General features: G+C 73.9%; 24 protein-coding genes. 13 read left to right on the top strand and 11 right to left on the bottom strand.

The window, feature by feature from the left end:
• Positions 1-25: 25 nt before the first annotated feature.
• A complete protein-coding gene (locus QPK52_RS14815) occupies positions 26-1,495 on the bottom strand; it encodes an FAD-dependent monooxygenase (RefSeq protein WP_410537953.1) in 1,470 nt (489 codons plus the stop codon).
• A gap of 775 nt (positions 1,496-2,270) precedes the next feature.
• On the opposite strand from QPK52_RS14815, the gene QPK52_RS14810 reads away from it, so the two are divergent.
• Complete coding sequence (locus tag QPK52_RS14810) at positions 2,271-3,107, top strand: helix-turn-helix domain-containing protein (protein ID WP_410537952.1); 837 nt, start codon at positions 2,271-2,273, stop codon at positions 3,105-3,107.
• 112 nt (positions 3,108-3,219) lie between these two features.
• On the opposite strand, the gene QPK52_RS14805 is transcribed toward QPK52_RS14810, so the two are convergent.
• On the bottom strand, positions 3,220-3,897 hold the full coding sequence (locus tag QPK52_RS14805; RefSeq protein WP_410537951.1) for a response regulator transcription factor: 678 nt from the start codon (positions 3,895-3,897) through the stop codon (positions 3,220-3,222).
• Positions 3,898-4,208: 311 nt separating this feature from the next.
• Between QPK52_RS14805 and QPK52_RS14800 the strand changes: the two genes are divergently transcribed.
• The gene (locus tag QPK52_RS14800; protein WP_410537950.1) at positions 4,209-4,889 is read left to right on the top strand and encodes a TetR family transcriptional regulator; all 681 of its coding nucleotides are present in this window, start codon (positions 4,209-4,211) and stop codon (positions 4,887-4,889) included.
• On the opposite strand, the gene QPK52_RS14795 is transcribed toward QPK52_RS14800, so the two are convergent.
• The 3 genes from QPK52_RS14795 to QPK52_RS14785 form a co-directional block, all read right to left on the bottom strand.
• On the bottom strand, positions 4,847-5,695 hold the full coding sequence (locus QPK52_RS14795) for an NAD(P)H-binding protein (protein ID WP_410537949.1): 849 nt from the start codon (positions 5,693-5,695) through the stop codon (positions 4,847-4,849). The genes QPK52_RS14800 and QPK52_RS14795 overlap by 43 nt on opposite strands.
• Positions 5,696-5,770: 75 nt before the next feature.
• Positions 5,771-6,421 (bottom strand): ScbR family autoregulator-binding transcription factor, encoded by a 651-nt coding sequence (locus tag QPK52_RS14790; protein ID WP_410537948.1) that lies wholly within the window; start codon positions 6,419-6,421, stop codon positions 5,771-5,773.
• A gap of 162 nt (positions 6,422-6,583) precedes the next feature.
• The gene (locus QPK52_RS14785; protein ID WP_410537947.1) at positions 6,584-7,873 is read right to left on the bottom strand and encodes a cytochrome P450 family protein; all 1,290 of its coding nucleotides are present in this window, start codon (positions 7,871-7,873) and stop codon (positions 6,584-6,586) included.
• A 187-nt stretch (positions 7,874-8,060) separates the two neighbouring features.
• Between QPK52_RS14785 and QPK52_RS14780 the strand changes: the two genes are divergently transcribed.
• On the top strand, positions 8,061-9,050 hold the full coding sequence (locus QPK52_RS14780) for a ScbA/BarX family gamma-butyrolactone biosynthesis protein (protein ID WP_410537946.1): 990 nt from the start codon (positions 8,061-8,063) through the stop codon (positions 9,048-9,050).
• Positions 9,051-9,078: 28 nt separating this feature from the next.
• Here QPK52_RS14780 and QPK52_RS14775 read toward each other — a convergent pair whose 3' ends face one another.
• The 5 genes from QPK52_RS14775 to QPK52_RS14755 form a co-directional block, all read right to left on the bottom strand.
• Positions 9,079-10,491: a sensor histidine kinase gene (locus QPK52_RS14775; RefSeq protein ID WP_410537945.1), complete on the bottom strand. Its 1,413-nt coding sequence runs from the start codon at positions 10,489-10,491 to the stop codon at positions 9,079-9,081.
• On the bottom strand, positions 10,488-11,252 hold the full coding sequence (locus tag QPK52_RS14770; RefSeq protein ID WP_410537944.1) for a response regulator transcription factor: 765 nt from the start codon (positions 11,250-11,252) through the stop codon (positions 10,488-10,490). The genes QPK52_RS14775 and QPK52_RS14770 overlap by 4 nt, the downstream gene beginning before the upstream one ends.
• 32 nt (positions 11,253-11,284) lie before the next feature.
• Positions 11,285-12,241 (bottom strand): S1C family serine protease, encoded by a 957-nt coding sequence (locus QPK52_RS14765; protein WP_410537943.1) that lies wholly within the window; start codon positions 12,239-12,241, stop codon positions 11,285-11,287.
• Between the two features lie 144 nt (positions 12,242-12,385).
• Entirely contained in the window at positions 12,386-13,411 is a 1,026-nt protein-coding gene (locus tag QPK52_RS14760; RefSeq protein WP_410537942.1) for a LacI family DNA-binding transcriptional regulator, read from the bottom strand.
• A 24-nt stretch (positions 13,412-13,435) separates the two neighbouring features.
• On the bottom strand, positions 13,436-14,260 hold the full coding sequence (locus QPK52_RS14755) for a response regulator transcription factor (RefSeq protein ID WP_410537941.1): 825 nt from the start codon (positions 14,258-14,260) through the stop codon (positions 13,436-13,438).
• A 125-nt stretch (positions 14,261-14,385) separates the two neighbouring features.
• On the opposite strand from QPK52_RS14755, the gene QPK52_RS14750 reads away from it, so the two are divergent.
• The 7 genes from QPK52_RS14750 to QPK52_RS14720 all read left to right on the top strand — a co-directional run bounded on the left by QPK52_RS14750 (position 14,386) and on the right by QPK52_RS14720 (position 19,421).
• On the top strand, positions 14,386-15,399 hold the full coding sequence (locus QPK52_RS14750) for an alpha/beta hydrolase (RefSeq protein WP_410537940.1): 1,014 nt from the start codon (positions 14,386-14,388) through the stop codon (positions 15,397-15,399).
• 12 nt (positions 15,400-15,411) lie between these two features.
• A complete protein-coding gene (locus QPK52_RS14745; RefSeq protein ID WP_410537939.1) occupies positions 15,412-15,678 on the top strand; it encodes a MoaD/ThiS family protein in 267 nt (88 codons plus the stop codon).
• Complete coding sequence (locus QPK52_RS14740; RefSeq protein WP_410537938.1) at positions 15,675-16,823, top strand: hypothetical protein; 1,149 nt, start codon at positions 15,675-15,677, stop codon at positions 16,821-16,823. The genes QPK52_RS14745 and QPK52_RS14740 overlap by 4 nt, the downstream gene beginning before the upstream one ends.
• A 251-nt stretch (positions 16,824-17,074) precedes the next feature.
• Entirely contained in the window at positions 17,075-17,761 is a 687-nt protein-coding gene (locus QPK52_RS14735) for a DUF2993 domain-containing protein (protein WP_410537937.1), read from the top strand.
• Between the two features lie 218 nt (positions 17,762-17,979).
• The gene (locus QPK52_RS14730) at positions 17,980-18,063 is read left to right on the top strand and encodes a putative leader peptide (protein WP_369126573.1); all 84 of its coding nucleotides are present in this window, start codon (positions 17,980-17,982) and stop codon (positions 18,061-18,063) included.
• Between the two features lie 168 nt (positions 18,064-18,231).
• Complete coding sequence (locus QPK52_RS14725) at positions 18,232-19,077, top strand: sulfurtransferase (protein ID WP_410537936.1); 846 nt, start codon at positions 18,232-18,234, stop codon at positions 19,075-19,077.
• A gap of 56 nt (positions 19,078-19,133) precedes the next feature.
• On the top strand, positions 19,134-19,421 hold the full coding sequence (locus QPK52_RS14720) for a DUF1416 domain-containing protein (RefSeq protein ID WP_093658758.1): 288 nt from the start codon (positions 19,134-19,136) through the stop codon (positions 19,419-19,421).
• Positions 19,422-19,553: 132 nt separating this feature from the next.
• Here the strand turns inward: QPK52_RS14720 and QPK52_RS14715 are convergent, their stop codons facing one another.
• On the bottom strand, positions 19,554-19,916 hold the full coding sequence (locus QPK52_RS14715) for a DsrE family protein (protein ID WP_410540337.1): 363 nt from the start codon (positions 19,914-19,916) through the stop codon (positions 19,554-19,556).
• Positions 19,917-20,036: 120 nt separating this feature from the next.
• Between QPK52_RS14715 and QPK52_RS14710 the strand changes: the two genes are divergently transcribed.
• From QPK52_RS14710 to QPK52_RS14700, 3 genes are read left to right on the top strand one after another with little or no spacing between them, the layout of a single operon-like run.
• On the top strand, positions 20,037-20,900 hold the full coding sequence (locus tag QPK52_RS14710) for a hypothetical protein (RefSeq protein ID WP_410537935.1): 864 nt from the start codon (positions 20,037-20,039) through the stop codon (positions 20,898-20,900).
• Entirely contained in the window at positions 20,897-21,802 is a 906-nt protein-coding gene (locus tag QPK52_RS14705; RefSeq protein ID WP_410537934.1) for a hypothetical protein, read from the top strand. Before QPK52_RS14710 ends, QPK52_RS14705 begins: the two co-directional genes overlap by 4 nt.
• The gene (locus tag QPK52_RS14700; RefSeq protein ID WP_410537933.1) at positions 21,799-22,767 is read left to right on the top strand and encodes a hypothetical protein; all 969 of its coding nucleotides are present in this window, start codon (positions 21,799-21,801) and stop codon (positions 22,765-22,767) included. Before QPK52_RS14705 ends, QPK52_RS14700 begins: the two co-directional genes overlap by 4 nt.
• Positions 22,768-22,819: the final 52 nt, after the last annotated feature.

Below are 22,819 nucleotides of genomic sequence, written 5' to 3'. Positions count from 1 at the left end.
GTCTGGGAGGTGCGCGCCCGGCGGCTCACCGGGCGGGGCCGAACCAGCGCTCCAGGGCCGTGGGCAGGTCGTGGTGGCTGCCGGGGGCGGCCCAGGCGACGTAGCCGTCGGGGCGCACCAGTACCGCCGCGGTGCCCTCCAGGGGGCTGCCGGGAGCGACACCGGCCGGAGCGGCGGTCACGACCTCGATCCGGTCGGTCCACCCCGCGGCCCGGCGGCGCAGTACGGCGTTGTCCTCCAGGTCGAGCAGCACGCCGCGTCCCCGGTGCAGCAGCTCGGTGCTGCTGGTGCGGCGGCCGTCCGCGGACAGTTCCAGGCGGGGCATCCGCAGGCCCAGCAGGGGGTGGGTGCCGCTGCCGACGTCGTAGCGGATCTCCAGCCCGCTGACCATGGCGGCCAGATGGCGGCTGACCTCCTCGTACCGGATCAGTTCGGAGAACACCTCGCGCAGCGGCTGCATCTCCTCGCCGCTGAGGAACAGCAGGCCCTGGGCCCGGGTGTTCATCAGCAGGCGCCGCCCCACCGGGTGGCGCTCGCCGTGGTAGGTGTCCAGCAGCGGCTCCGGCGCGGTGCCGCGGACGACGGCCCCCAGCTTCCAGCCCAGGTTGACCGAGTCCTGGATGCTGGTGTTCATTCCCTGGCCGCCGGCCGGGAGGTGGATGTGCGCGGCGTCGCCGGCGAGGAGGACCCGGCCGCGGCGGTACTCGGTGACCTGGCGGGTGGCGTCGCCGAAGGCGCTGACCCACACCGGCTCGGCGTGCGAGATGTCGATGCCGGTGAGCCGCTTCCAGGCGTCGGCGACCTCCTGGAAGGCGGGCGGCTCGGTGCGCCGCTGGGGCGGGTTGCCCCGCTCGCAGACGATGATCCGGGTGATGCCGCCGGGGAGCGGGCCGACCATCACCATGCCGCCGGGCACGGTCTCGCCGATCATGCGCGGTTCGAGTTCGACGCCGCGGAGGTCGGCGAGGTACATCTCCATCGTGGCCGCGGTGCCGGGGAAGTCGAAGCCGGCGGCCTTGCGGACCGTGCTGCGCCCGCCGTCGCAGCCCACGAGGTAGGCGGCGCGCAGTGTCCGCCTCCCCTCGGGCGTGCCGACCTCGATCTCCACGCCGTCGCCGTCCTCGCGCAGGGAGAGCAGCTCGTGCTCGCGGCGGATGTCCGCGCCGAGTTCGGCCGCCCACTGCTCGAGGATGGTCTCGGTCACCGACTGCGGAACGGTCTTGGCCGCCTGGTGGGCGCCCTCCAGGACACCGAAGTCCACCGGGAGGCCGCCGAAGTGCCCCACGTTGCTGGTCTCCACCTCGCCGAAGCGCGGCAGCAGGCCCCGCTGGTCGAAGACCTCCATGGTGCGGGCGGTGAAACCCAGGCCCCGGGACTCGCCGGTGCGTTCGGGGAGGCGTTCGACGACGATGACGTCGGCCCCCGCGATACGCAGTTCGGCGGCGAGCATGAGTCCGGCCGGGCCGGCGCCGGCGACGATGACCGAAGCATCCATGTGCCTCTCCTCGATGGGTTCGGAATGGGCAGGACCTCGACGCTGAGCGTCCGGGGAGCGGAGGGCCGCCGGGGCTGGGAAGGCCACGCGGAACGGGGTCCGACGCGGTTCCCGGAAGGCGCGGGAGAGCCGCGCCGGGCAGCCGCCGGCACCACTCGGGCGAATAGCCGGGAGGGCGGCGGGAGGAATGACCGCGGAATTCCTCCGGAACTCCCGCGGACCGCTCCACAAGCGGGGGGGGGAGTTCAACGGGCGGGGCTTGCGCGCAACTCACCGGAGGCTATTCAGGAGTTTCTTCGCGGCGCCTTCCCGAGTCAAGCCGATCTCTTCAGAAGAAACGCAGAAGAACGTCAGGAAAAAGTTAAACGGCAGGACGCCGCCCCCTCATTGTGCCCGAGGTCACACCCGCTCGGGTGCGCGACGGCGGGCCGGGTTCCTCCGCACAGAGGAACGGAATTGATCGTTCCAGGATTCCCCGTGCCGCAGTACGGAGATCCCCCGCCGACAGGCGCCGTGGAGCCGCCCGGCGCAGGGTACGAGAGCCCTTGCCGTGAACCGGCGGCGGTCCACCGGAAAGTCCGGAGGAAATCGCCCTGACCCATGGGTTCCGGCCCGGATCGCCACGGTCTCCGAGCATTCAAGAGAAATACAAATATCTGTTACGCCGCTGGGCCCGGCCGCCACCGCCCTCCTAGTGTTCGCGTGTCCACGGGACACGCACCGATTCCACGGAGAACACCGGGAGTCAGAGGAACCGCGAAGGAGAGGGAGAAGAGTGGAGAAGGCCGATCTCTGCGTGGGCGCCGGGTGCCGCTCCCGCGGCGGGGGCGGGGCGGCCGGGCGGCGGACCCCGGCCGGCGGACGGCTGTGCGCGGTGTGCCGCGACCGGCTCGCCGCGGACCTGCGCCGGATCCCCCGGCTGTACGACGCCTGCGGCCGCGTCCTGGGCGGCGGTCGCACCGGGCCGCGGGAGCGGACCTCCGGGGGGCACCTGCCCGGCATGCCGTTCAACACCGCCGCCTTCGAGGCCCGTTCGGCCATGCTCGGGGTCCTCAGTTCCTGGGCTTCGCTGGTCGCCGAGGAGCGCGGGACGGCACCGCCGCGGCGCGCGGTGCCCGACCTGGCCGCGTTCCTGACCCGGCATCTGGACTGGCTTTCCGCCCACTGGGCGGTGGGCGACCTCACCGAGGAGGTCGCGCGGCTGACCCGCCGGGCGGGCCGCCTGGCCGACCCCGATCCGGTGCGCCGGGTACGGGTCGGCCGCTGCGCGGAGCCGGACTGCCGCGGGACGCTCGTCGCCACGCTCAGACCGGAGGCGCCGGAGGCGAGGGCGGAGATCCGCTGCGACGCCCATCCGGACCACCGGTGGGCCGGGAGCGAGTGGACCCGCCTGGGCCGGCACGTGCGCCGCGGCCGGCCGGGGCTTCCGGCGGGCCGGACGGCCTGGCTGACCGCCGACGAGATCTCCAGGCTGTGGGGCGTGCCGTCCGGCAGCGTCTACCGGCTGGCCAGCGAGCGGCGCTGGTCCCGCCACCGCCGCGGCGGCCGTACGTACTACGACGAGGCCGAGGTGCGCGAGTCCCTGCGGGGCCGCACGGGGTCCGGGGTGTGACCCCGCGCACGATCCCGCTCCGCGCCGAAGGGCGGTGCCGCGCGGCACCGCCCTTCGGCGTTCTTCCGCCCGCTCTCCGGTTTTCCTCCGCCCGCCCCGGCGCGGCGGTCCCTCACCCGTGGCCGAACCTGAAGCCGACCCCTCGCACGGTGCGGATCCAGTCCCTGTTGCCGAGCTTGCTGCGCAGGGTGCTCACATGCGTGTCGATGGTGCGGCTCGCCCGGGTGCCGAGAGCCGGGCCGACCGGGTCGCCCCATATCTCGGCCATCAACTGCCCGCGCGAGATGACCATGCCGGGGTGGGAGGCGAGGTGGTACAGGAGGTCGAACTCCTTGCGGGTGACCTCGATCAGCCTTCCGTCGAGCCGGACCTCCCGGGCGGCCGCGTCGATCCGCAGCGGCCCGTGGGAGATGCAGCGCCCCTCGGTCCGCTCCCGCGGCCGGGCGCGCCGCATGACCGCGTCCATCCGGGCCATCAGCTCCCGTAAGCCGAACGGCTTGCCCAGGCAGTCGTCCGAACCCGCCTGGAGCCCCAGCACCCGGTCGAGTTCGGTCGCGCGGTCGGTGAAGGCGATGATCGGGGTGTCGGAGGCGGAGCGGATGCGGCGGCACACCTCCAGCCCGTCCATGTCCGGCAGGTCGAGGTCCAGCAGCACCAGGTCCGCGCTGCGGTAGGCCTCCAGCGCGCGGGCCCCGGTGTCGACGCCGAACGCTTCGTAACCATGACGGCGGAGGCCGCGGATCAGGGACTCGGCGACGCCCGCCTCGTCCTCGACTACGAGTACATGCATGGCTATCCCCCTGTTCGATCCCCCGGGGAGGCGGGCAGGCGGCGGACCGACGTCCTGCCCACCCGTCCCATGGGCACTGGTGTGCGATCGAGAGCCCGTCTGCGGCGGCACGCCGACACATTACCAAACCGCCCAGCCGGTTTTTCAAGGAGAAATTCCAAGATCATATGCCAACTTCACCACAGTGGCGAACCCCGCCTGGGGTTTGTCGGCGAAGTTGACATACCAAACGTGCTGTTTTTACGCTGTGGTGGCTCCCCGCGACCTTGGGTGAGCACCGCACGGGCACACCGGAAGCGGAGGTGGACCTCATGCAGGAGAGGGCGGAGCGCACCAGGAAGGCTCTGCTCATGGCCGCCGCCACCGTCTTCGACCGCCTCGGCTACGACCGCACCACGCTGGCCGGGATCAGCGAGGCGGCCGCCGTCAGCCGGGGCGCGCTCTCCTTCCACTTCTCCAGCAAGTCGGCCCTGGCCGACAACGTCCAGATCCTGGCCTGCGCCTCCTCGCGCGCCCGGCTGGAGGCGCTGAAGGAGCGGAACGTCCCCGCCCTCCAGACGGTCATCGACATGACCCACTCGGCGGCCGAGCAGCTCGCCGAGGACCCCGTGACCCGCGCGAGCATGCGTCTGGCCGTGGAACGCGGCACCCCGCACGACCCGGCGGTGCACTGCATGGCCGTCTGGTGCGAGGCCTTCCGCGACGCCGTCCAGCGCGCCGCGGCCGACCGCAGCCTGCGTTCCGGCCTCGTCGTCAGGACCGTCGTCCGGCTCGCCCTGGCGCTGGTGCGCGACGCCTACGACGCGCACCGGCACGAGGAGTCGCCCCGCGAGTGGCTCACCCAGGTCTGGGGGATGATCCTGCCCTCCCTGGCCGAGGAGGGCTGCGCCCGGCGCCTGCACGCCGACGGCGACCTCCCCCCCGCCGGGCGCCGGGACGGCCAGGGCGGTCAGAGGAACGACGAGGAGTGTTCACGCACCCACTGCCGATAGCTTCGCGCGGGCCTTCCCAGCAACCGCTCCACGGTGGGGTCCACCCGGGCGCCGGCCCCTCCCAGTCTCCGCGCCGCCATCTCGGTCAGCGCCTCGGCCAGGGGTTCCGGGAAGCGTCTGCCCAGCCGCTCCAGCAGCTCCTCCCGCGACGACTCCTCGACGGCCAGGGGGCGTCCCAGCTCACGGGCGAGGACGGCGACCTGCCGGCGGGCGGTCAGGGGCCGCGGCCCGGTCAGCGCGTAGGCGCGTCCGGCGTGGCCGGGCTCGGTCAGCGCCCGGGCCGCGACCGCGGCGACGTCCAGCGGGTCCACGCACGCCGAGGGGGCGTCGGCCGGCCAGAGGCGGACCGTGCCCGCGCGTCTGATGTCCGCGGCCCAGGCGAGGGTGTTGGACATGAACGCGCGCGGCCGCAGCAGGGTGTACTCCAGCCCGGAGGCGCGCACGGTCTCCTCCGCCTCCCGCTGCCAGCGGGTGATCAGGTCGTCGGCCGCCGGATCGGTGACCGCGAGCGCGGAGAGCTTGACCAGGCGCCGCACGCCCGCCTGCCGGGCCGCGCGCACCAGCGCGGCGTCGTGCCCGGGGTTCAGCGGATCGCTGGTGACGACCAGCACCGCACGGACGCCGGACATCGCCGCCCGCAGCGCCCCGGGGTCGCCGAAGTCGCCCACCGCCGTCTCGGCCAGGGGACCCGGTTCCGGCAGGCGCGCGGGGTCGCGGGTCAGCAGCCGTACGCGGTGCCCGCCCGCGGTGAGCAGCCGGGCCGTCTCCCGGCCGACCGTGCCGCTCGCTCCGGTGAGCAGGATCATCGGCGGCCTCCCCGCCGGCCGTCCCGCCCGCGCGGCGGCCCGTGCGGGCGGGACGGCCCGTGCGGCCCGCACCGGTCACGCGGGCGCCGGCAGCCTCTCGACCTCGGCGACCACCCGCTCCCCCCGGTCGGGGGCCGTGTCGATCCGGGGCAGCACCCCGGGCACCGCGACAGCCGGCAGCACGTGCCGGAAGAGCACCGACACCTGCTTCTCCAGATCCGCCCAGTTCGCGGCTATCTGCGAACCCAGCTGCACCCCGTTCCAGGCGTTGACGACGAACTGCGCCGTCTCCTCCGGCACCACGTGCGGCAGCAGTTCGCCCCGCTCCCCCGCCTGGGCCAGCAGCCGGTGCGTCAGCCCGACCCACGAGACCTGCGGGCCCCGGCCGAACAGCTCCTGCAGCTTCGGGTCCGACATCAGCCGGGCGCCGGCCCGCAGCAGCGGCTCGCGGGGCAGGCGGTACGCCAGTGCCATGCCCACGTCCACCCACTCCTGGAGCTTGGACTCCCGCGGCACGATGTCCTTCTCCGTGAACTGCTCCTCGAGCACCCCGCGCAGCAGCTCCTCCTTCGAGGCGAAGTGGAAGTACAGCGCCCCCTTGGTCACCCCCGCCCGCGAGAGGATCTCGGAGATGGTGGTCGCGGCGTAGCCGCGCTCGGCGAACACCTCCGCCGCCGCCTCCAGTACCTCCCGGCGAGTCCGGATCCCGCGTTCCTGCTGTGCCATCAGCGCCCTCCCGCCGGTGGTGGTGCCATATGCGCCCCGGCCGTCCCGCCGGCGTGCGCGACCGTGGCCCTTCGGGAGGACGGGGGTGTGCCGCCATTGAAACAAAACCGAACGAGACGTATCTTACCTGCGCCGACCGGCGAAGATCTTCTGTACGGCGGTTCACGGCTCCTCCCCCGGGCGCAGCAGGACCGGCAGCGAGCGGTGGCCGTTGGAGATGAACGACTCCAGCGGCGGGATTCCGCCGGGCGGCACGGCCAGGGCCATCCGCGGGAACCGTTCGAAGAGCGCGGGCAGCGCGATGCCCGCCTCCAGCCTGGCGAGCGGACGCCCCGGGCAGTGGTGGACGCCGTGGCCGAAGGCCGGGTGGTCGGCCCGGGTGGGGCGGGTGACGTCGAAGCTCCCGGCGTCCGCCCCGTGCACGTCGGGGTCGCGCCCCGCGGCCGCCAGGCCCATGACGATCGGATCGCCCCTCGCGATCAGGGTGTCCCCCACCTCGATGTCCTCCACCGCGAAGCGCAGCGGGATGTTGGCGATGGGCGGGCGGGCGCGGAGCGTCTCGTCGATCACGTCCTCCCAGGAGGCGCGGCCGGAGCGGACGAGTTCGAGCTGACCGGGGTGGGTGAGCAGTGAGAAGACCGCCTGCTCCAGCAGGTTCGCGGTCGTCTCGTACCCCGCGCCGACGATCAGCAGGACCGTGTCGACGAGTTCCTTCCCGCTGAGTCCCCCGCCCGGTCCGGTGCCGCCCGTCCCGTCCTTCCCGTTCCCCCCGTCCTCGTCACCCTCGTCGCAGGCGTCGATCAGGGCGCTGATCAGATCCGGGCCGGGGGCCGCGCGCCGCCGGGCGACGAGGGCGGAGAGCTCGGCGTACAGCTTCCGCTGGTTGGCCGCCGCCTCCCGCGGGGTCGCCGAGGTCTTGAGCAGGTTGTCGATGAGGTGGCGCAGGCCGCCGTGGTCGGCGCCGGAGACGCCCAGCAGCTCGAAGATCACCCGGACCGGCAGCCGCAGGGCGAACTCCTCGCGCAGGTCGACCGGCCGGCCCCGGGGCATCGCGGCGATCCTGTCGAGCAGTTCCGCGGTGATCTCCTCGACGCGCGGCCGCAGTCCGGCCGTACGGCGCGCGGTGAACGCGCCGGCCACCGGCCGCCGCAGGCGCCTGTGGTCCTCGCCGTAGGCGGTGAGCATGTTCTCGACCGAGACCCACATGGCCAGGGGCCAGCTGTCGTCCACCTCGCCCCCGATCCAGGCGGGCCAGTGGCGGTGGGCGTCCTTGGAGACCCTGGGGTCGAGCATCAGCCGCCTCACCAGCTCGTGGCTGGTGACCGACCAGGCCCTCACACCTCCGGGGAGCTCCACGGGCACGACGGGGCCCATGCGCCGCAGACGGTCGGCCTCGCCGAGCACGTCACGGCCGGAGGGGTCGAGCACCACAGGGCGGATCCGGCTTCTCAACGTCCCAACTCCCGTCAGAATGGTCGGAGTACGGGCCGCCCGCCGCACGGTGCGGCGACCCGGTCGCCGCGGCCGACGGGCGGGCCGCAGAGCTTCCTTGAAAAAAACCGTCCAGTTCGTATCTTATTAACTGTCGGGTCCGACCGCCATACACCTCCGCGTCTCTCGCCCTCGTCTGGAGATGTCCATGAGCGAAATGACGATCTCGGCCCCCTCCCGCCGCCCGCAGCTCCGGAGACCGGAGCCGGCCCCTCCGGAGACGACCACCACCGTTCCACGGGAGTTCGTCCACCGCAGGGCGGTGGCCGAGGTCTTCCTCACCGGCCGCGCCGCCCGGCTGGACGACAAGCACTTCTCCCTGACCGGCCAGTGGCCCCGGGCCCACACCCTCTTCACCGTCGAGGACGGCACCCTGCACCACCCCCTGCTGGCCGCCGAGACCATACGCCAGGCCGGGCTGTACCTCGCCCACAGCGAGTTCGGCGTCCCGCTCGGGCACGCCTTCCTCCTGCACCACCTGGACTTCACGGTCGACCGCGAGCACTGCCGCATAGGCTCGGCCCCCACCGACCTCACGCTGGAGGCCACCGCGGACGTCCACCGGCGCGGCTCCCGGCGCGTGCGGCTCCGCATGTCGATCACCATCCGCCGGGAGGACCGGACCGTGGCCACCGGGGGAGGAGAGTTCACCTGCATCCCTCCCGAGACGTACCGCCGCATGCGCGGCGGCAGGGGCACCGCCGGCATCGGCGGTCTCCGTGAGCGGCCGCCCACCGTCGCCCCCCACCTCGTCGGCCGCCTCGACCCCGTGAACGTGGTGCTCGCCCCCACCGGCCGGCCGGAGCACTGGCTGCTGAGCCCGGACCCCCGCAATCCCGTCCTCTTCGACCACAGCACCGACCACGTCCCCGGCATGGTGCTGCTGGAAGCCGCCTACCAGGCGGCCCACGGCCACTTCCTCTCCCACCGCACCGGACCCACCTCCACGTCGGCCTTCTTCCACCGCTACGTCGAGCTGGACGAGCCCTGCACCATCGAGGTGGGACCCGCGACGGACCCGGACGGCGGGAGCCGCGGAGTCGAGGTGACGGGCCGCCAGGGCGGGGACACCGTGTTCACCTGTGTCCTGACCGCCCCCGCCGCTGCCACCGCCCCCGGTCGGCCCGCCGCCGCGTGATGCGCGCCCCGCCGGGCCTCCGGCCCTGTCAGGGCAGGGGGTCCGGCGGGGGCGTGGGTGCGCCCGGGAGGCGCAGGACGGCCTCCGTGCCGCCGCCCGGGGCCGGGTTGAGGGCGATCTCGCCGCCGCTGCGGCGGACCGTGCGGGCCACGATGGACAGGCCCAGGCCCGAGCCGGGGAGGCTGCGGGCGGACGGCGAGCGCCAGAAACGGTCGAAGACGTAGGGGAGTTCGTCCTCGGGGATGCCGGGGCCGCGGTCGCGTACGCGCAGGGTGCCGGTGGAGCCGTCGAGGCGGACGTCGACCGTCCCTCCGGGCGGGGAGAACTTCACCGCGTTGTCCAGCAGGTTGACCACCGCCCGCTCCAGCGCGGCCGGTTCGGCCCGCACGTACCAGGGGGCCAGGTCGCGGGTGATGGTGATGTCCGAGCCGCGCAGCCGGGCGCGCTCCACGGCGCGTTCGGCGGTCTCGTGCAGTCCGACGATCTCCACCGGCCCGCCGGCGGGCGCCGCGTCGGGCCGGGACAGCTCCTGGAGGTCGCCGATGAGGGAGGCCAGTTCGCCGATCTGGGCGCGCACCGACTCCAGCAGTTCCCGGCGGTCCTCCGGCGGCAGCGGGCGGCCGGCCTGCTCGCTGCGCACCAGCAGGTCGATGTTGGTGCGCAGCGAGGTGAGAGGGGTGCGCAGCTCGTGCCCGGCGTCGGCGATCAGCTGCTGCTGGAGGTCGCGGGAGGTGGCCAGGGCGGCGGCCATGGCGTTGAAGGAGCGCGACAGGCGGGCGATCTCGTCGTCGCCCTCGACGGGGATGCGGACGGCCAGGTCCTCGGTGCGGGCGACGTGCTCGACCGCGTCCGTCAGCCGGTCCACCGGGCGCAGGCCGGCGCGCGCGAGCAGGACGCCGGCGCCCGCCGCGCCGAGCACGCCGGTGGCGGCGACCAGGCCGAGGACGAGGGCGAGGGTGTCCAGGCTCTGGTCGATCTCGGCCATCGGACGGGCCACCGTCACGGCGGCGTCCGTACCGCGCAGGGGGGTGGTGAGCACGCGGTACTCCTCACCCCCCGCGGTGACGGTGTGCAGGGCCTCCACGCGCTCGCCGCGGGCGACGGCCACGTCGGCGGCGGAGACCGGCAGGGGCCGCTCGCCGAAGGCCATGCAGCTGGTGCCGTTGCGGTCCACGAGCTGCACGGTGGAGTCGAACGGATTGGGGGTGTCCAGCCGTTCCTCCTCCGGCACCGCCCGGCACTGCCCGGCGCGGACGAGGTCGATGAGCTGGCGGTCGGGCACCCGGTTGGCGTGCAGCGCGTCGTCGAGGGAGTCGACGAGCTGCTCCCGCACCAGGAGCCAGGCGGCCAGCGAGCACGCCGCCACCGCGACCGCCACGGCCACCGCGACCAGCAGGGCAAGGCGCGAACGCAGCGGCAGGGAGTTGAGCCGGGACGTCACGGGCGCGCTTCCCCCGAAGCGGGACCCGCGCTGTCCCGGAGGACGTAGCCGACGCCGCGCACGGTGTGCACCAGGCGCGGCTCACCTCCCGCCTCGGTCTTGCGGCGCAGGTACATCACGTACACGTCCAGGGAGTTGGAGGAGGGCTCGAAGTCGAAGCCCCAGACGGTCTTGAGGATCTGCTCCCGGGTGAGGACCTGCCGCGGGTGGGCCATGAACATCTCCAGCAGCGTGAACTCCGTCCGCGTCAGCTCCACCGGCCGCCCGCCGCGGGTCACCTCGCGCGTGGTGAGGTCCATGCGCAGGTCGGCGAAGGAGAGCACCTCGGTCTCCTCGGCGCCGGCCTGCTCGCGGGCGTAGGAGCTGCGGCGCAGCAGTGCGCGGATGCGGGCCAGCAGCTCGTCCAGCTCGAACGGCTTGACCAGGTAGTCGTCCGCGCCCGCGTCCAGGCCGGTGACGCGGTCGCCGACGGTGTCGCGGGCGGTGAGCATCAGGACGGGGACGGTCACCCCGTTCGCGCGCAGCCGCCGTGCGGCGGTCAGCCCGTCCATGCGCGGCATCAGCACGTCCAGGATCACCAGGTCGGGGCGGTACGCCTCCACCTGCCGCAGCGCCTCCAGGCCGTCGGCGGCGAGCTCGGTCTCGTAGCCCTCGAAGGCCAGGCTGCGGCGCAGGGCCTCCCGTACGGCCGGCTCGTCGTCGACGACCAGCACGCGTGCGGGCGGGGCGGGGTGGGCTGCGGGGGAGGAGGCGGTGGCCATGGTGGGAGTGTCGCACCCACCTCGTCCGCCGCTCATCCGCCGGCGCGCAGGTCGTCGAGGATCTCCTTCACGTCGTTCACGGGTACGGCGAAGCCCAGGCCGACGCTGCCCGCCTCGGCGGCGGTGGAGGCGTTGCCGAGGATCGCCGAGTTGATGCCGATCACGCGGCCCTCCGTGTCGACCAGCGGTCCGCCGGAGTTGCCGGGGTTGAGCGAGGCGTCGGTCTGGATCGCCCGGTAGGTGGTGGTCTCGGGGCCGAGTTCGCCGTTGTACCGGTCGCCGCCGAACTCGAAGGGCCAGGCCCGGTCGTCCCTCGGCCGGGCGTCCTCCCCCGTCCTCTCCACCGTGACCTCGCGTTCCTTGGCGGAGACGATGCCGCTGGTGACCGTGCCCGACAGGCCCTGGGGCGAGCCGAAGGCGATGACCCGGTCGCCGACGCGGACGGCGTCGGAGTCGCCGAGCTCGGCAGGGGTGAGGGCGAGGCCGTCGGTGTCCTCGACCCGGATCAGCGCCATGTCGAGGTCGGGCTCGGCGCCGACGATCTCGGCGCGGGCGGTGCCGCCGTCGGAGAAGGTGACCTCGATCCCGGTGGCGCCGGAGACGACGTGGTTGTTGGTGAGGATCTCGCCCTTCCCGGAGATCACCACGCCGGATCCGGTCGCGGAGCCGGAGCGGGAGGAGGCGCCGATCTCCACGACGCTGGGCGCGACGGCCCCGACGACCGCGGCGACGCCCGTACCGGAGTCGGAGACGCCCGTGCCGAGGACGGAGGAGGTGGCGGCGGGCGCCGCGCCGTTGCCGAACGCCTCGCCGGCCAGGGTCGCCGTGCCGCCGCTGACCGCGGCGGCCACGACGGCCACGGCCGCCAGCAGCCCGACGGGGCGGCCCGCCCGCCGCCGGGCGTGCGCTCCGGGGGCGGCGGCCCGGGGGACGGCGGGCCCGTACGGCGGGCGGGGCGGATACTCGCGGTTCGTCTCGTGGTCGCTCATGCACACAACCGTGCGCGCCCGGAATGAGAACTTCATGAGGACGGGCTGAAACCCGGGGAAGAACAGTCCCCGGGGATCCTCCGAAGCCCCGCGGACCGGGGCCCCGCGGACCGGGGCCCGGCCGGGACCTCCGCCGGCTCCCGTCTAGCCGCCGCACCCGCAGGAGCGGCGCACCACCAGCCCCGACGGGAACTGGCGCACACGCTCGCGCCGCGACCCCGCCGCCCGCACCCCGTCGTCCAGCACCAGGTCCACCGCCGCGCGGGCCATCGCCTCGCGGTCCGAGCCCACCGTGGTCAGCGGCGGATCGGTCAGCGCCGCCTCCTTGACGTCGTCGAACCCGGCCACCGCCAGCTCGCCGGGCACGTCGACGCCCAGCTCGCGGGCGGCGCGCAGCACGCCGATGGCCTGGTCGTCGGTGGCGCACACCAGCGCGGGCGGCCGGTCGGGGCCGGCGAGCAGGTCGAGGGCGACGCGGTAGGTGTCGTAGCGGTTGTAGGGGGCCTGGAAGAGGCGGCCTTCGGTGGAGCGGCCGGCCTCCTTCATCGCCCGGCGCCAGCCCTCGACGTGGTCGGTCACCGGGTCCCCGTAGGCGGGGGTGGACTCCACTCCGCCCAGGCAGGCGACGTACTCGTGGCCGTGCTCCAGCAGGTGCCGGGTGACCATCTGCGCGCCGCCGACGTCGTCGAGGACGACGGCCACGTCGTCGATCGCCTCGGGCCTGCGGTGCAGCAGCACCACGCGCGCGTCCCACGCCTCTATCTCGGCGGCGGCGCGCTCGCTGGGGCCCTGGCTGATCAGGATCAGGCCCGAGACGCGCATGCCGAGGAAGGCCCGCAGGTAGTGCACCTCGCGCTCGTCGAGGTAGTCGGAGTTGCCGACGAGCACCATCTTCCCGCGGTCGGCGGCGGCCTGTTCGACCGCGTGCGCCATCTCCGCGAAGAACGGCTGCCGGGCGTCGGGGACGATCAGCCCTATCAGGTCGGTGCGCCGGGACGCCATCGCCTGCGCGACCCGGTCCGGCCGGTACCCCAGCTCCTTGATCGCCGCGAGCACGCGCTCGCGGGTCGCCGGCGCGACCGGCCGGGGCCCGTCGTTGATCACATAGCTGACGACCGCGGTCGACGTACCCGCCAGTCTCGCCACATCGTCCCGCGTCACCTTCGCCACAGCGGGAAGTCTACGCGCGCCGACTCAGTTCCCACCCCGGCTAGCGGCGGTCCTCCGCCCGTCCCCGGCCGCGTCCGCGGTCACGCCGTTCGCCGCGTCCTGCGCCATCTTCTCCGCGGCGTCCACGGTCGCCTTCGCGTCCTTCCGCGCCTTGCGCTCCTCGGCGGTCGGCTCCTTCTTCTCCGGCAGCACGAAGCGGTATCCGACGTTGCGCACGGTCCCGATCAGCGACTCGTGCTCCGGGCCGAGCTTGGCCCGCAGCCGCCGTACGTGGACATCGACGGTCCGGGTGCCGCCGAAGTAGTCGTAGCCCCACACCTCCTGGAGGAGCTGCGCCCTGGTGAACACCCGGCCGGGGTGCTGCGCCAGGTACTTCAGCAGCTCGAACTCCTTGAAGGTCAGATCCAGTACGCGTCCCTTGAGCTTGGCGCTGTAGGTGGCCTCGTCCACCGACAGGTCGCCGGTGCGGATCTCCGCCGGGCCGTCGTCGCCGGCGATCTGCCGCCGCCCGGTGGCCAGCCGCAGCCGGGCCTCGACCTCGGCCGGCCCCGCGGTGTCCAGCAGGACGTCGTCGACGCCCCACTCGGCGGTGACGGCGGCGAGGCCGCCCTCGGTGACCACCAGGATCAGCGGGCAGCCCGGCCCCGTGGAGCGCAGCAGCTGGCACAGGGAGCGCACCTGCGGCAGGTCGCGGCGGCCGTCGATCAGGACGACGTCGGCGCCTGGGGTGTCCACCAGCGCCGGGCCCTCGGCCGGGGCCACACGGACGTTGTGCAGCAGCAGGCCGAGCGCGGGCAGGACTTCGGTCGAGGGCTGGAGGGCATTGGTCAGCAGGAGTAGTGAGCTCATGACGTCGAGTCCTTCCCCGGCCCCGTGGGGCGTGTGGCGGCACTGCTTCGTACTGCGCTCCGAAAGCACGAAAGGACCCGGGGGCGGCGCTGCCCGGATCCTTCTCGTCATCGACAATATCCCACATGAGCGAGGACGCGGAGGGCGCGGAGGGACTTTTCCGTGGCGGAACGGTCACCCAGGGTGCCGGGCGCACGGGGGAGCGGGCGCCTTCGCGCACACTCCTGCGGACACGGCTGCGGACCGACGACGGGGTGGGCATAGACGCCTGCTACCAGCCCCGCGACGGGAGTTCCGCGGGCCGGGACGAGGGCGCGGCACCGATCGCCGGGCGGGGCCCGGCGATCGTCGTCGCGCACGGTTTCACCGGCTCGCTGGAGCGGCCCGCGGTGCGACGAGTGTCACAGGTCTTCGCCCGGCATGCGGACGTGATCACGTTCTCCTTCCGCGGGCACGGCCGTTCGGGCGGACGCTCCACGGTCGGCGACCGGGAGGTGCTCGACCTCGCCGCGGCGGTGCGCTGGGCGCGTTCGCTGGGGCACTCCGCCGTGGCGACGGCGGGCTTCTCGATGGGCGGTTCGGTGGTGCTGCGGCACGCGGCGCTCTGCCGGGCGGAGCCGGCCGGCACGGCGCACGGCGCCGGTCCGGGCGGCGGGGCCGGCCCCGGTGACTCGGCGCACAGGATGCACCGGGGGCGCACGGGCGCACACACCGATGCGGTCGTCGCCGTGAGCGCCCCCGCCCGCTGGTACTACCGGGGCACCCCGGCCATGCGGCGGGTCCACTGGGCGATCCAGCACCCCGCCGGGCGCCTGGTCTCCCGCTACGGACTGCGGACCCGCATCCACCACCGGGACTGGGACCCGGTGCCGCTGTCGCCGGTGGAGGCCGCACCGCTGATCGCCCCGATCCCGCTGCTGGTGGTGCACGGCGACCGGGACGCCTACTTCCCGCTGGACCACCCGTACTCGCTGCTCGACGCCGCCGACCCGGCGTACACGGAGCTGTGGATCGAGCGCGGCTTCGGACACGCCGAGAACGCCGCGCCCCCGGAGCTGCTGGAGCGGATCGCCTCCTGGGCGACGGCGCGGGTCGGACGGGCACCGCGCCATCATGGTGGCGGCACGACGGACGGCTGAGAGGGACACAACATGCCGAGCGGCATGATCCGCTACTGGGCCGCGGCCAAGGCCGCCGCCGGGATCACCGAGGAGAGATACGAGGCCCACACGCTGGCCGAAGCGCTGGCCGAAGCGCGCCTGCGGCACGCCGGCCGGCCGGACTTCGACCGGGTGCTGGGCATGTGCTCCTTCCTGGTGGACGGCGAGCCGGTCGGCAAGCGCGACCACCGACTCGTCCGACTGACCGAGGGCGGCACCGTCGAGGTGCTTCCCCCCTTCGCGGGAGGCTCCCGATGACCGACCAGCAGTACCCGCCCCGGCAGCCGTACGGCTCGCAGCCCGGCCCCTACGGCTACGACCACGACCACGGCCACGGCCACGGCCACGACTCCTCGGCCGCCCCCGCGGGCCCCGCGTACGGCGGGTACGGCGGGCAGGAGGCGTACGGCGGGTACGGCCACCGGCCCGAGCAGTACGGCCGGCCCGGCCAGTACGAGCAGCACGGCAGCCACCAGCAGCCCGGCCCGTACGCCGCCCCGGGCCAGGACCCGTACGGCGCCCCCGACGTCCCCGCGCCGCCCCACCACCCCGGCCCCGGGCCCCTGCCCCCGGAGCGGGCCGGCACGGCCGCCGCCCCCGGCGCGGCGGCCACCACCACCGCCGCGGCTCCGGCCGCCGCCTCCACCGCCGAGGCCCCCTCCGCCGCTCCGCGGCGTACCGGCAGCCCGATCATCGCGCCGGGCCTGGCGCCCGCCGCCCTCACCGCCCTCCTGGCCGTACTGCTCGCGGCCACCGTCCAGGTCTCCCGTCCGGTGTCGGCCGTCGCCGTGGTGCTGCTCCAGGCGGTCACGGCCGCGGGCTGGTTCCGGCTCAACGGCATGTGGCCGGCGCGGCAGGGCATCGCGCTGGCCTTCCTGGCGGGCGTCACCGCGGACATCGCCCTGCTGGCGCTCGGCGCCGGGAACGCCTCGGCCGTCGTCATCGGCACGCTCGGGGTGTGGATCCTGTTCGTCCTCGTCCTCCAGCTGCGCAACCACTCCTCGCCCGACGAGCGCCTGTACGCCCTGACGGCCGGGGTCACCTCCACCGCCCTCACCGTGATCGCAGCCGGCCATCTGGCCGCCGAGCCGGACGCGGTGACGGTCGGCGCGCTCGCCGTGGCGGCCGCCGCGCTCGCCCGGGCGCTGCCGCTGCCGCGGGCGGTCTCCGTGGTCGTGTCGCTGTCGGCCGCCGCGGGCGCGGGTGTCGCGGCCGGGGAGTTCACCTCCCTGGGCGGCTCCGGCGCGGTGCTGGGGGCGGCGGCCGGGGTGTGCGCACTGATCGGGCTGCGGGTGGCGAGCTACGACTTCCCCTCCCGCTTCGTCCACATGACGGCCGGTGTGGCGCTGCCGCTGACCGCCGCCGTGCCGGCGGTCTACCTGCTCGGCAGGGCGCTGGCGTAGGGCCGCGCCGGGGCCGGGCCCGGCCCCGGCGCGGCCCCGCACGGCCCGTGGCGCGGACCTGCCGCGGGGCACCGCGGGTTAGGCTCGCCGGAACCCGATCGGCTTCTGTCGGCGTCGATCAAACCGATCAGCCCGATCAACCAGAACCGATCAGCCAGGACCGACCGGTCCGGGCCGACCGGCCCGGACCGATCAGCGCGACCAGTCCGACCGACCCGACCGCACCCGGCCACCCTGGGGGGACCACCACGATGCGCGCACTGAAAGCCCTGCTGGGACTTCTCGTCCTCTTCGGCGGCCTGTTCGTCGGCACCGACCGGCTGGCGGTGAACCTCGCCGAGGACAAGGTCGCCGAGAAGGTCCAGAGCTCCAGGGGCCTGGACGAGCGGCCCGCCGTGGAGATCCACGGCTTCCCCTTCCTGACCCAGGTCGTGGGCAAGGAGCTGGAGTCGGTGGACGCCACGATGAACGGGCTGACGGTCCAGGTCGGCGGGCGCGACGTGGACGTCACCGAGGTGGACGTGCGCCTCAGCGACGTGCGGCTGGAGGACAACTTCTCCTCCGCCGTCGCCGACCGCGCCGCCGGCAGCGCGCGGATCAGCTACCAGGACCTGACCGAGGCGGGTACGAAGGGCGCCTCCCTCGCCTACGCAGGCGCGGAGCGGGCCGCGAAAAACCAGGTCAGACTGGATGTGAACCTGACCCTCGTGGAACTCACCCTGCACAGCTCGGTCGAGGTGGAGGACGGCGACACCGTCGCGCTGCACGCCGAGGACCTCCCCGACCTGCCCGTGGCCGAGGACGTCGTGCGGGCGCAGATAGACCGGAAGCTGGAGATCACCGGCCTTCCCGCGGGGCTGAAACTGGAGAAGGCGGAGGTGGACGAGAAGGGCGTCGTGCTGCACCTGAGCGGCTCGAACGTGAACCTGGCCGGCTGACGCCGCACCCGGCCGGTGCCCGCCCCGCCGGCCGGGCCGCCGGTCCGTCCACTCTCCGAGACGTCCGCGTCCGCCTCTCAGAAACCCTCTCCCGGACGTCCGCGCGTCCGTCCGGAGGGGTTCCCCGGCCCCCTCTCCATCTCACATTCCGGGCATCGCTTTCTCACCATCTGGAACCACGGTGACACGCCCGCCCCTCCGTCCCTACGATCGGGCCCATGAAGCGACAGGCGGATCTCACGAAGCGACGGGCAGTCGATCTTTGCCGTGTCGCCGCCATGCTCTGTCGCGCCGTCGTCTGACGGCCGGCTCTCGGCGCCCCTCGCAGCCCGGACCGCAGCCGCACACCGCCCCGCTGTCCCCCGCCACCGCGGCGTACAGCCCCGTGCGCGCCCGTCGGCGCCCCGCGCCGCCGCACGCACGTCCACCGCACCGCACATCCCGTAGTACCTGCCCTCCGGAGGAGAGACATGAGCCGCAGTGACGTCCTGGTCGACGCCGACTGGGTCGAGGCCCACATCGACGACCCCAAGGTGGTCATCGTCGAGGTGGACGAGGACACCTCGGCCTACGACAAGAACCACATCAGGAACGCCGTCCGGATCGACTGGAAGACCGACCTCCAGGACCCGGTCCGCCGTGACTTCGTCGACCAGGCCGGCTTCGAGAAGCTGCTGTCCGAGAAGGGCATCTCCAACGACGACACCGTCGTCCTCTACGGCGGCAACAACAACTGGTTCGCCTCCTACGCCTACTGGTACTTCAAGCTCTACGGCCACCAGGACGTGAAGCTCCTCGACGGCGGCCGCAAGAAGTGGGAGCTGGACGCCCGCGAGCTGGTCTCCGAGGTGCCCACCCGCGCGAAGACCGAGTACAAGGCCAAGGAGCAGGACAAGTCGATCCGCGCCTTCCGCGACGACGTCGTCGAGGCCATCGGCAAGCTGAACCTGGTGGACGTCCGCTCCCCCGACGAGTTCAGCGGCAAGCTGCTCGCCCCCGCCCACCTGCCGCAGGAGCAGTCGCAGCGTCCGGGCCACATCCCGACCGCCAGCAACATCCCGTGGTCGAAGTCGGCCAACGACGACGGCACCTTCAAGTCCGACGAGGAGCTGAAGGAGCTGTACCAGGAGGCGGGTGTGGACCTGTCCAAGGACACCATCGCCTACTGCCGCATCGGCGAGCGCTCCGCCCACACCTGGTTCGTCCTGCACGAGCTGCTGGGCCAGGAGAACGTCAAGAACTACGACGGCTCCTGGACCGAGTACGGCTCGCTGGTCGGCGTGCCGATCGAGCTCGGCGACGGCAGGAGCGCCTGAGCCCCTCCGCTCCACCGCAACACCAACTCCTCGTTCCGGAAGGAAGAGCACCCGACATGTGCGGAGCACAGGCAGGGGGCCCCGACGCCTCCTCCATCAAGCCCGGTGAGACGACGATCCAGGGCCAGGTGACCCGCGGCGGCGAGCCCGTCACCGGGTACGTCCGGCTGCTGGACAGCACCGGCGAGTTCACGGCCGAGGTCCCCACCTCCGCCACCGGCCAGTTCCGCTTCTACGCCGCCGAGGGCACCTGGACCGTGCGCGCCCTGGTCCCGGGCGGCAGCGCGGACCGCACCGTCGTCGCCCAGCAGGGCGGCCTGGTGGAGGTCCCCATCGCGGTGTGACCGCGTGGCGGCCGCACGACGGCCGTATGACGTACGGAGGCCGTGCCCCGGGGTTGGACACCTTGTGCGGGGCACGGCCTCCGTCCTGTCCGGACGCCCGCGTCCGGACGGGATCGGGCCTCCGGTGGGCGTTCAGTAGACGAGGGCCTGCACGCCCTCGCCCGTGATCTCGCTGACGAATACCTGGGCCCCGGCGATGCGGACGCCCTCGAGTACGTCCTCCTCCTCGATCCCGCGCCGCGCCGCGCACTGGGTGCACAGGGTGACCCGCCCGCCCGCCAGGACGCCGTCGAGCAGCTCGGGCAGCGGCGCGGAGTGCGGCAGTTCGAACTCCGCCGCCCGGCCCGGCAGTGCGAACCACGCCGACTCCCCGGTCAGCCAGAGCGACACCTCCACCCCGCTGGCCACGGCCACCGCCGCCACCGTGAAGGCCTGCGAGCACCGCTCGGGCGCGTCCGCCCCGGCCGTCACCTTGATCACGAGCTTCTTCGACACAGCTGCCATGCGGACCACGGTAGTCCCTGGCGCGTACCGCAATCCGATCGTGATCGGCGCGGGTACAACCTTCTCCCCCACGGTCTTGTCAGCGAACTGACAAACGTGTGAGGAGATTTCATGTCCACGCTCCCGCCGCGACCGGCGGAACCTCCCGAGCCCGCGCCGGAGGCCGAGGCCGCACAGGTCCTCCCGGCCGGCCCCCCGCCCCCGCCCCCGGCAGACACGCCGCCCGCGGCGCCCGTCCAGGGCCCGCCTCGCCGCCGCGGCCGTACGGCCCTGCTGCTGGCCTGCGCCGCCCTGCTCGGCACCGTCGGCGGCCTCGCGGGCGGCTACACCGTCCAGGCCGACCGCGCGCCCACCCCGCTGCCCCCGCTGTCCCAGGCGGAGCTGTCGTACCCGAAGAAGCCGCTGCCCGAGGGCGAGGGGCCCGAGCCCCTCACCGCCGAGGAGGACCGGCGGGTCCGCACGGACGGTGATCTGCGCAAGCTGCTCCTGGACCGGCCCAAGGGCGCCCGCGAGTCGGAGATGACGTCGGAGTCGGACGGCTGGCTCCCGCTGTCCGGCTACGCCCAGCAGTTCGAGAGTCCCAGCCGCATGTTCACCTACCTGGCCGACGAGAACCTGCGCCGCATCGCGACCGCGGCCTGGCGTCCGAGCGCACGGCGCACGGTGAGCGTCAGGCTCGTGCAGTTCCGCGAGGAGAAGCGCCGGTCCGCCCTCGACCACGCCGAGAAGCAGCAGTCGTACATGCCCTCCGACAGCCACGCGGGCAACGACGGCTCCGCGCTGAAGGGGTCGGGCAACGGCCGCTACTACACCTTCGACCGGCCCGACCGCAGGCCCGGCTACCTCCCGATGTACCGGGCCCGGGCCATCGCCCAGCGCGGCGACGTCATGATGGACATCTGGATCTACGACACCAAGCCGATCGCCGAGCGCGACATCAGGTCCCTGGCCGAGCGGCAGCTGGAGCGGCTGTGAGCGACCAGGAGAACCGGAACACCGCGGACGCACCGGCCGAGCCGCCGACCGCACCCACCGCCCCGGACACCGGGACCGGCCCGAGCACGGGGGCCGTCCCGGACGCGCCCCCCGCCACGGCGGCCACGGACGGCCCGCAGGACGCCGGTCCGCGCGGGAGGGGCCGGCTCCGCCGCGCCCTCGTCCCCCTGCTGTCCGCCGCCCTGGTGCTCGGCGCGGCCGGCGGCGGACTCGCCTACACCAAGGCCACCGTGGACGGCGCCGACGTCTCGGCCCCCACGACGATCTGGGAGAAGCCCGCGAAGACCCCCTCCGAGGACGATCCGGTGCCCGACCCCCGGGAAGGCCGCACCGACGGCGAGCTGCGCAGGAAGCTGCTGCCCGTCCCCGAGGACTTCCGGCTCGGCCCGGACGTCTCCGAGTTCGGCAACGACACCGAACTGAGCGGCAGGCAGGCCCAGGCACTGCTGCGCGAGGGCGGCAAGGGGCTGCCGAGCAAGGAGCGCCGCCGGCACCGCGAGTACGTGGAGAAGCTGCGCCTCCAGGGCATCGTGATGCGCACGTACACGCCCTACGACAACCGGTTCACGGCCGAGATCCAGCTCGCGCGCATGAAGAACGAGAAGGGTGTCAAGGACCTGAGCACCTTCCAGTCCGAGCTGGCCGACGCCCTGTCGGTCTTCCGCGACGGCCCCAGGATCAAGGGCCACGAGAACGCTCGGTGCTTCCTGCCGCCCGAGGACGGCGACTCGGAGCTGGAGGCGATGTTCTGCACCGCCTACCAGGACGAGTACCTGATCTCGTTCCGGGTCGGCGGCGTCAAGCCCTTCCGCGAGAAGGACGCGGCGGAACTGCTGAAGGACCAGCTCGACCACCTGGTGTCCCCGGGAGAGTACGTATGACCGAGTCCGTGACAGACCGGCCGGAGCCGACCGCACCCGCCGTCCCGCCGCATTCGCCCGTACCGGCGGCCGGCCCGGCGGAGGACCCGCGGGCGGCCTCCGCGCCCTCCCCGACGCCCGGTTCCCCCGCAGCCGTTCCGGCGGCGCAGTCCGTCCCACCCGCGCCGCCGAAGCGCCGCCGTCCGTCGCCCCGCGTCCTGCGGGCCGTCGGCCGCTGGACGGCCGCCGTGGCGGTCTTCGGCGTGTTCTGCGCGGGCACCGCCTACGGCATCACGCGGCTGGAACGCCACGAGGTGCCGGGACTGGCCACCGAGAGCGACGGGCGCTGGGACTACCCGCGGCTCGCCCTGCCCGCCCTCCCCTCCGGCTCCCCGCGCCCGTTCGCGCAGGGCAACGAGGGGGAGGTCCACCACGCCGACCTGCGCGAGCTGCTGATCCCCCTGCCCGAGGGGGCCCAGGAGGCCGGAAAGGGCGGGGAGGACGGCGGGCTTCCCCCGTCGGAGGGCGGCTGGGTCACGGTCGGGGACTACACCGGCCTCTACGAGAAGGGCGACCGCGACGAGCTGCGGCAGCGGCTGGTGGACGACTCCGTACGGCACATCGCCGCCCGCGGCTGGGTCATGCCGGACGGCACCCGCACCAGCGTCCACCTGCTGCGGTTCAACAGCGGCGCCGTGGCGAGCGACCTCCACGCCGAGGTGCTGTACGGGGGCCTGGTTCCGGGCCTGCCCCTGGCCGAGGCCCCGGAATCGAAGATGGACGAGAGCTGGCCGCCGGAGACCGCCCCGGAGAACGTCGAGATCGATGTGTACGACGAGCCGAAGCCCCGCGGCGAGGTCCACACCCGCCACGCGTACCTGCTCGCCGGCGACACCGTGGCCCTGGTCGTCCAGTCCCGGAAGGGGACGGCTCCCGCGGTGCCGTTCCGGCAGGCGGTGATCCTCCAGGCCCAGCTCCTGGGCTGAGTTCCCGGCAGGGCTCCCGGGCCCGGTTCCCGGAGCCCGCCCCCGACCGGCT

This window comes from Streptomyces sp. KL2 (assembly GCF_046529545.1).
Lineage (GTDB): Bacteria > Actinomycetota > Actinomycetes > Streptomycetales > Streptomycetaceae > Streptomyces > Streptomyces radiopugnans.
The sequence above is the reverse complement of the archived record's forward strand: the minus strand, read 5'-3'. Positions and strand labels throughout refer to the sequence as shown.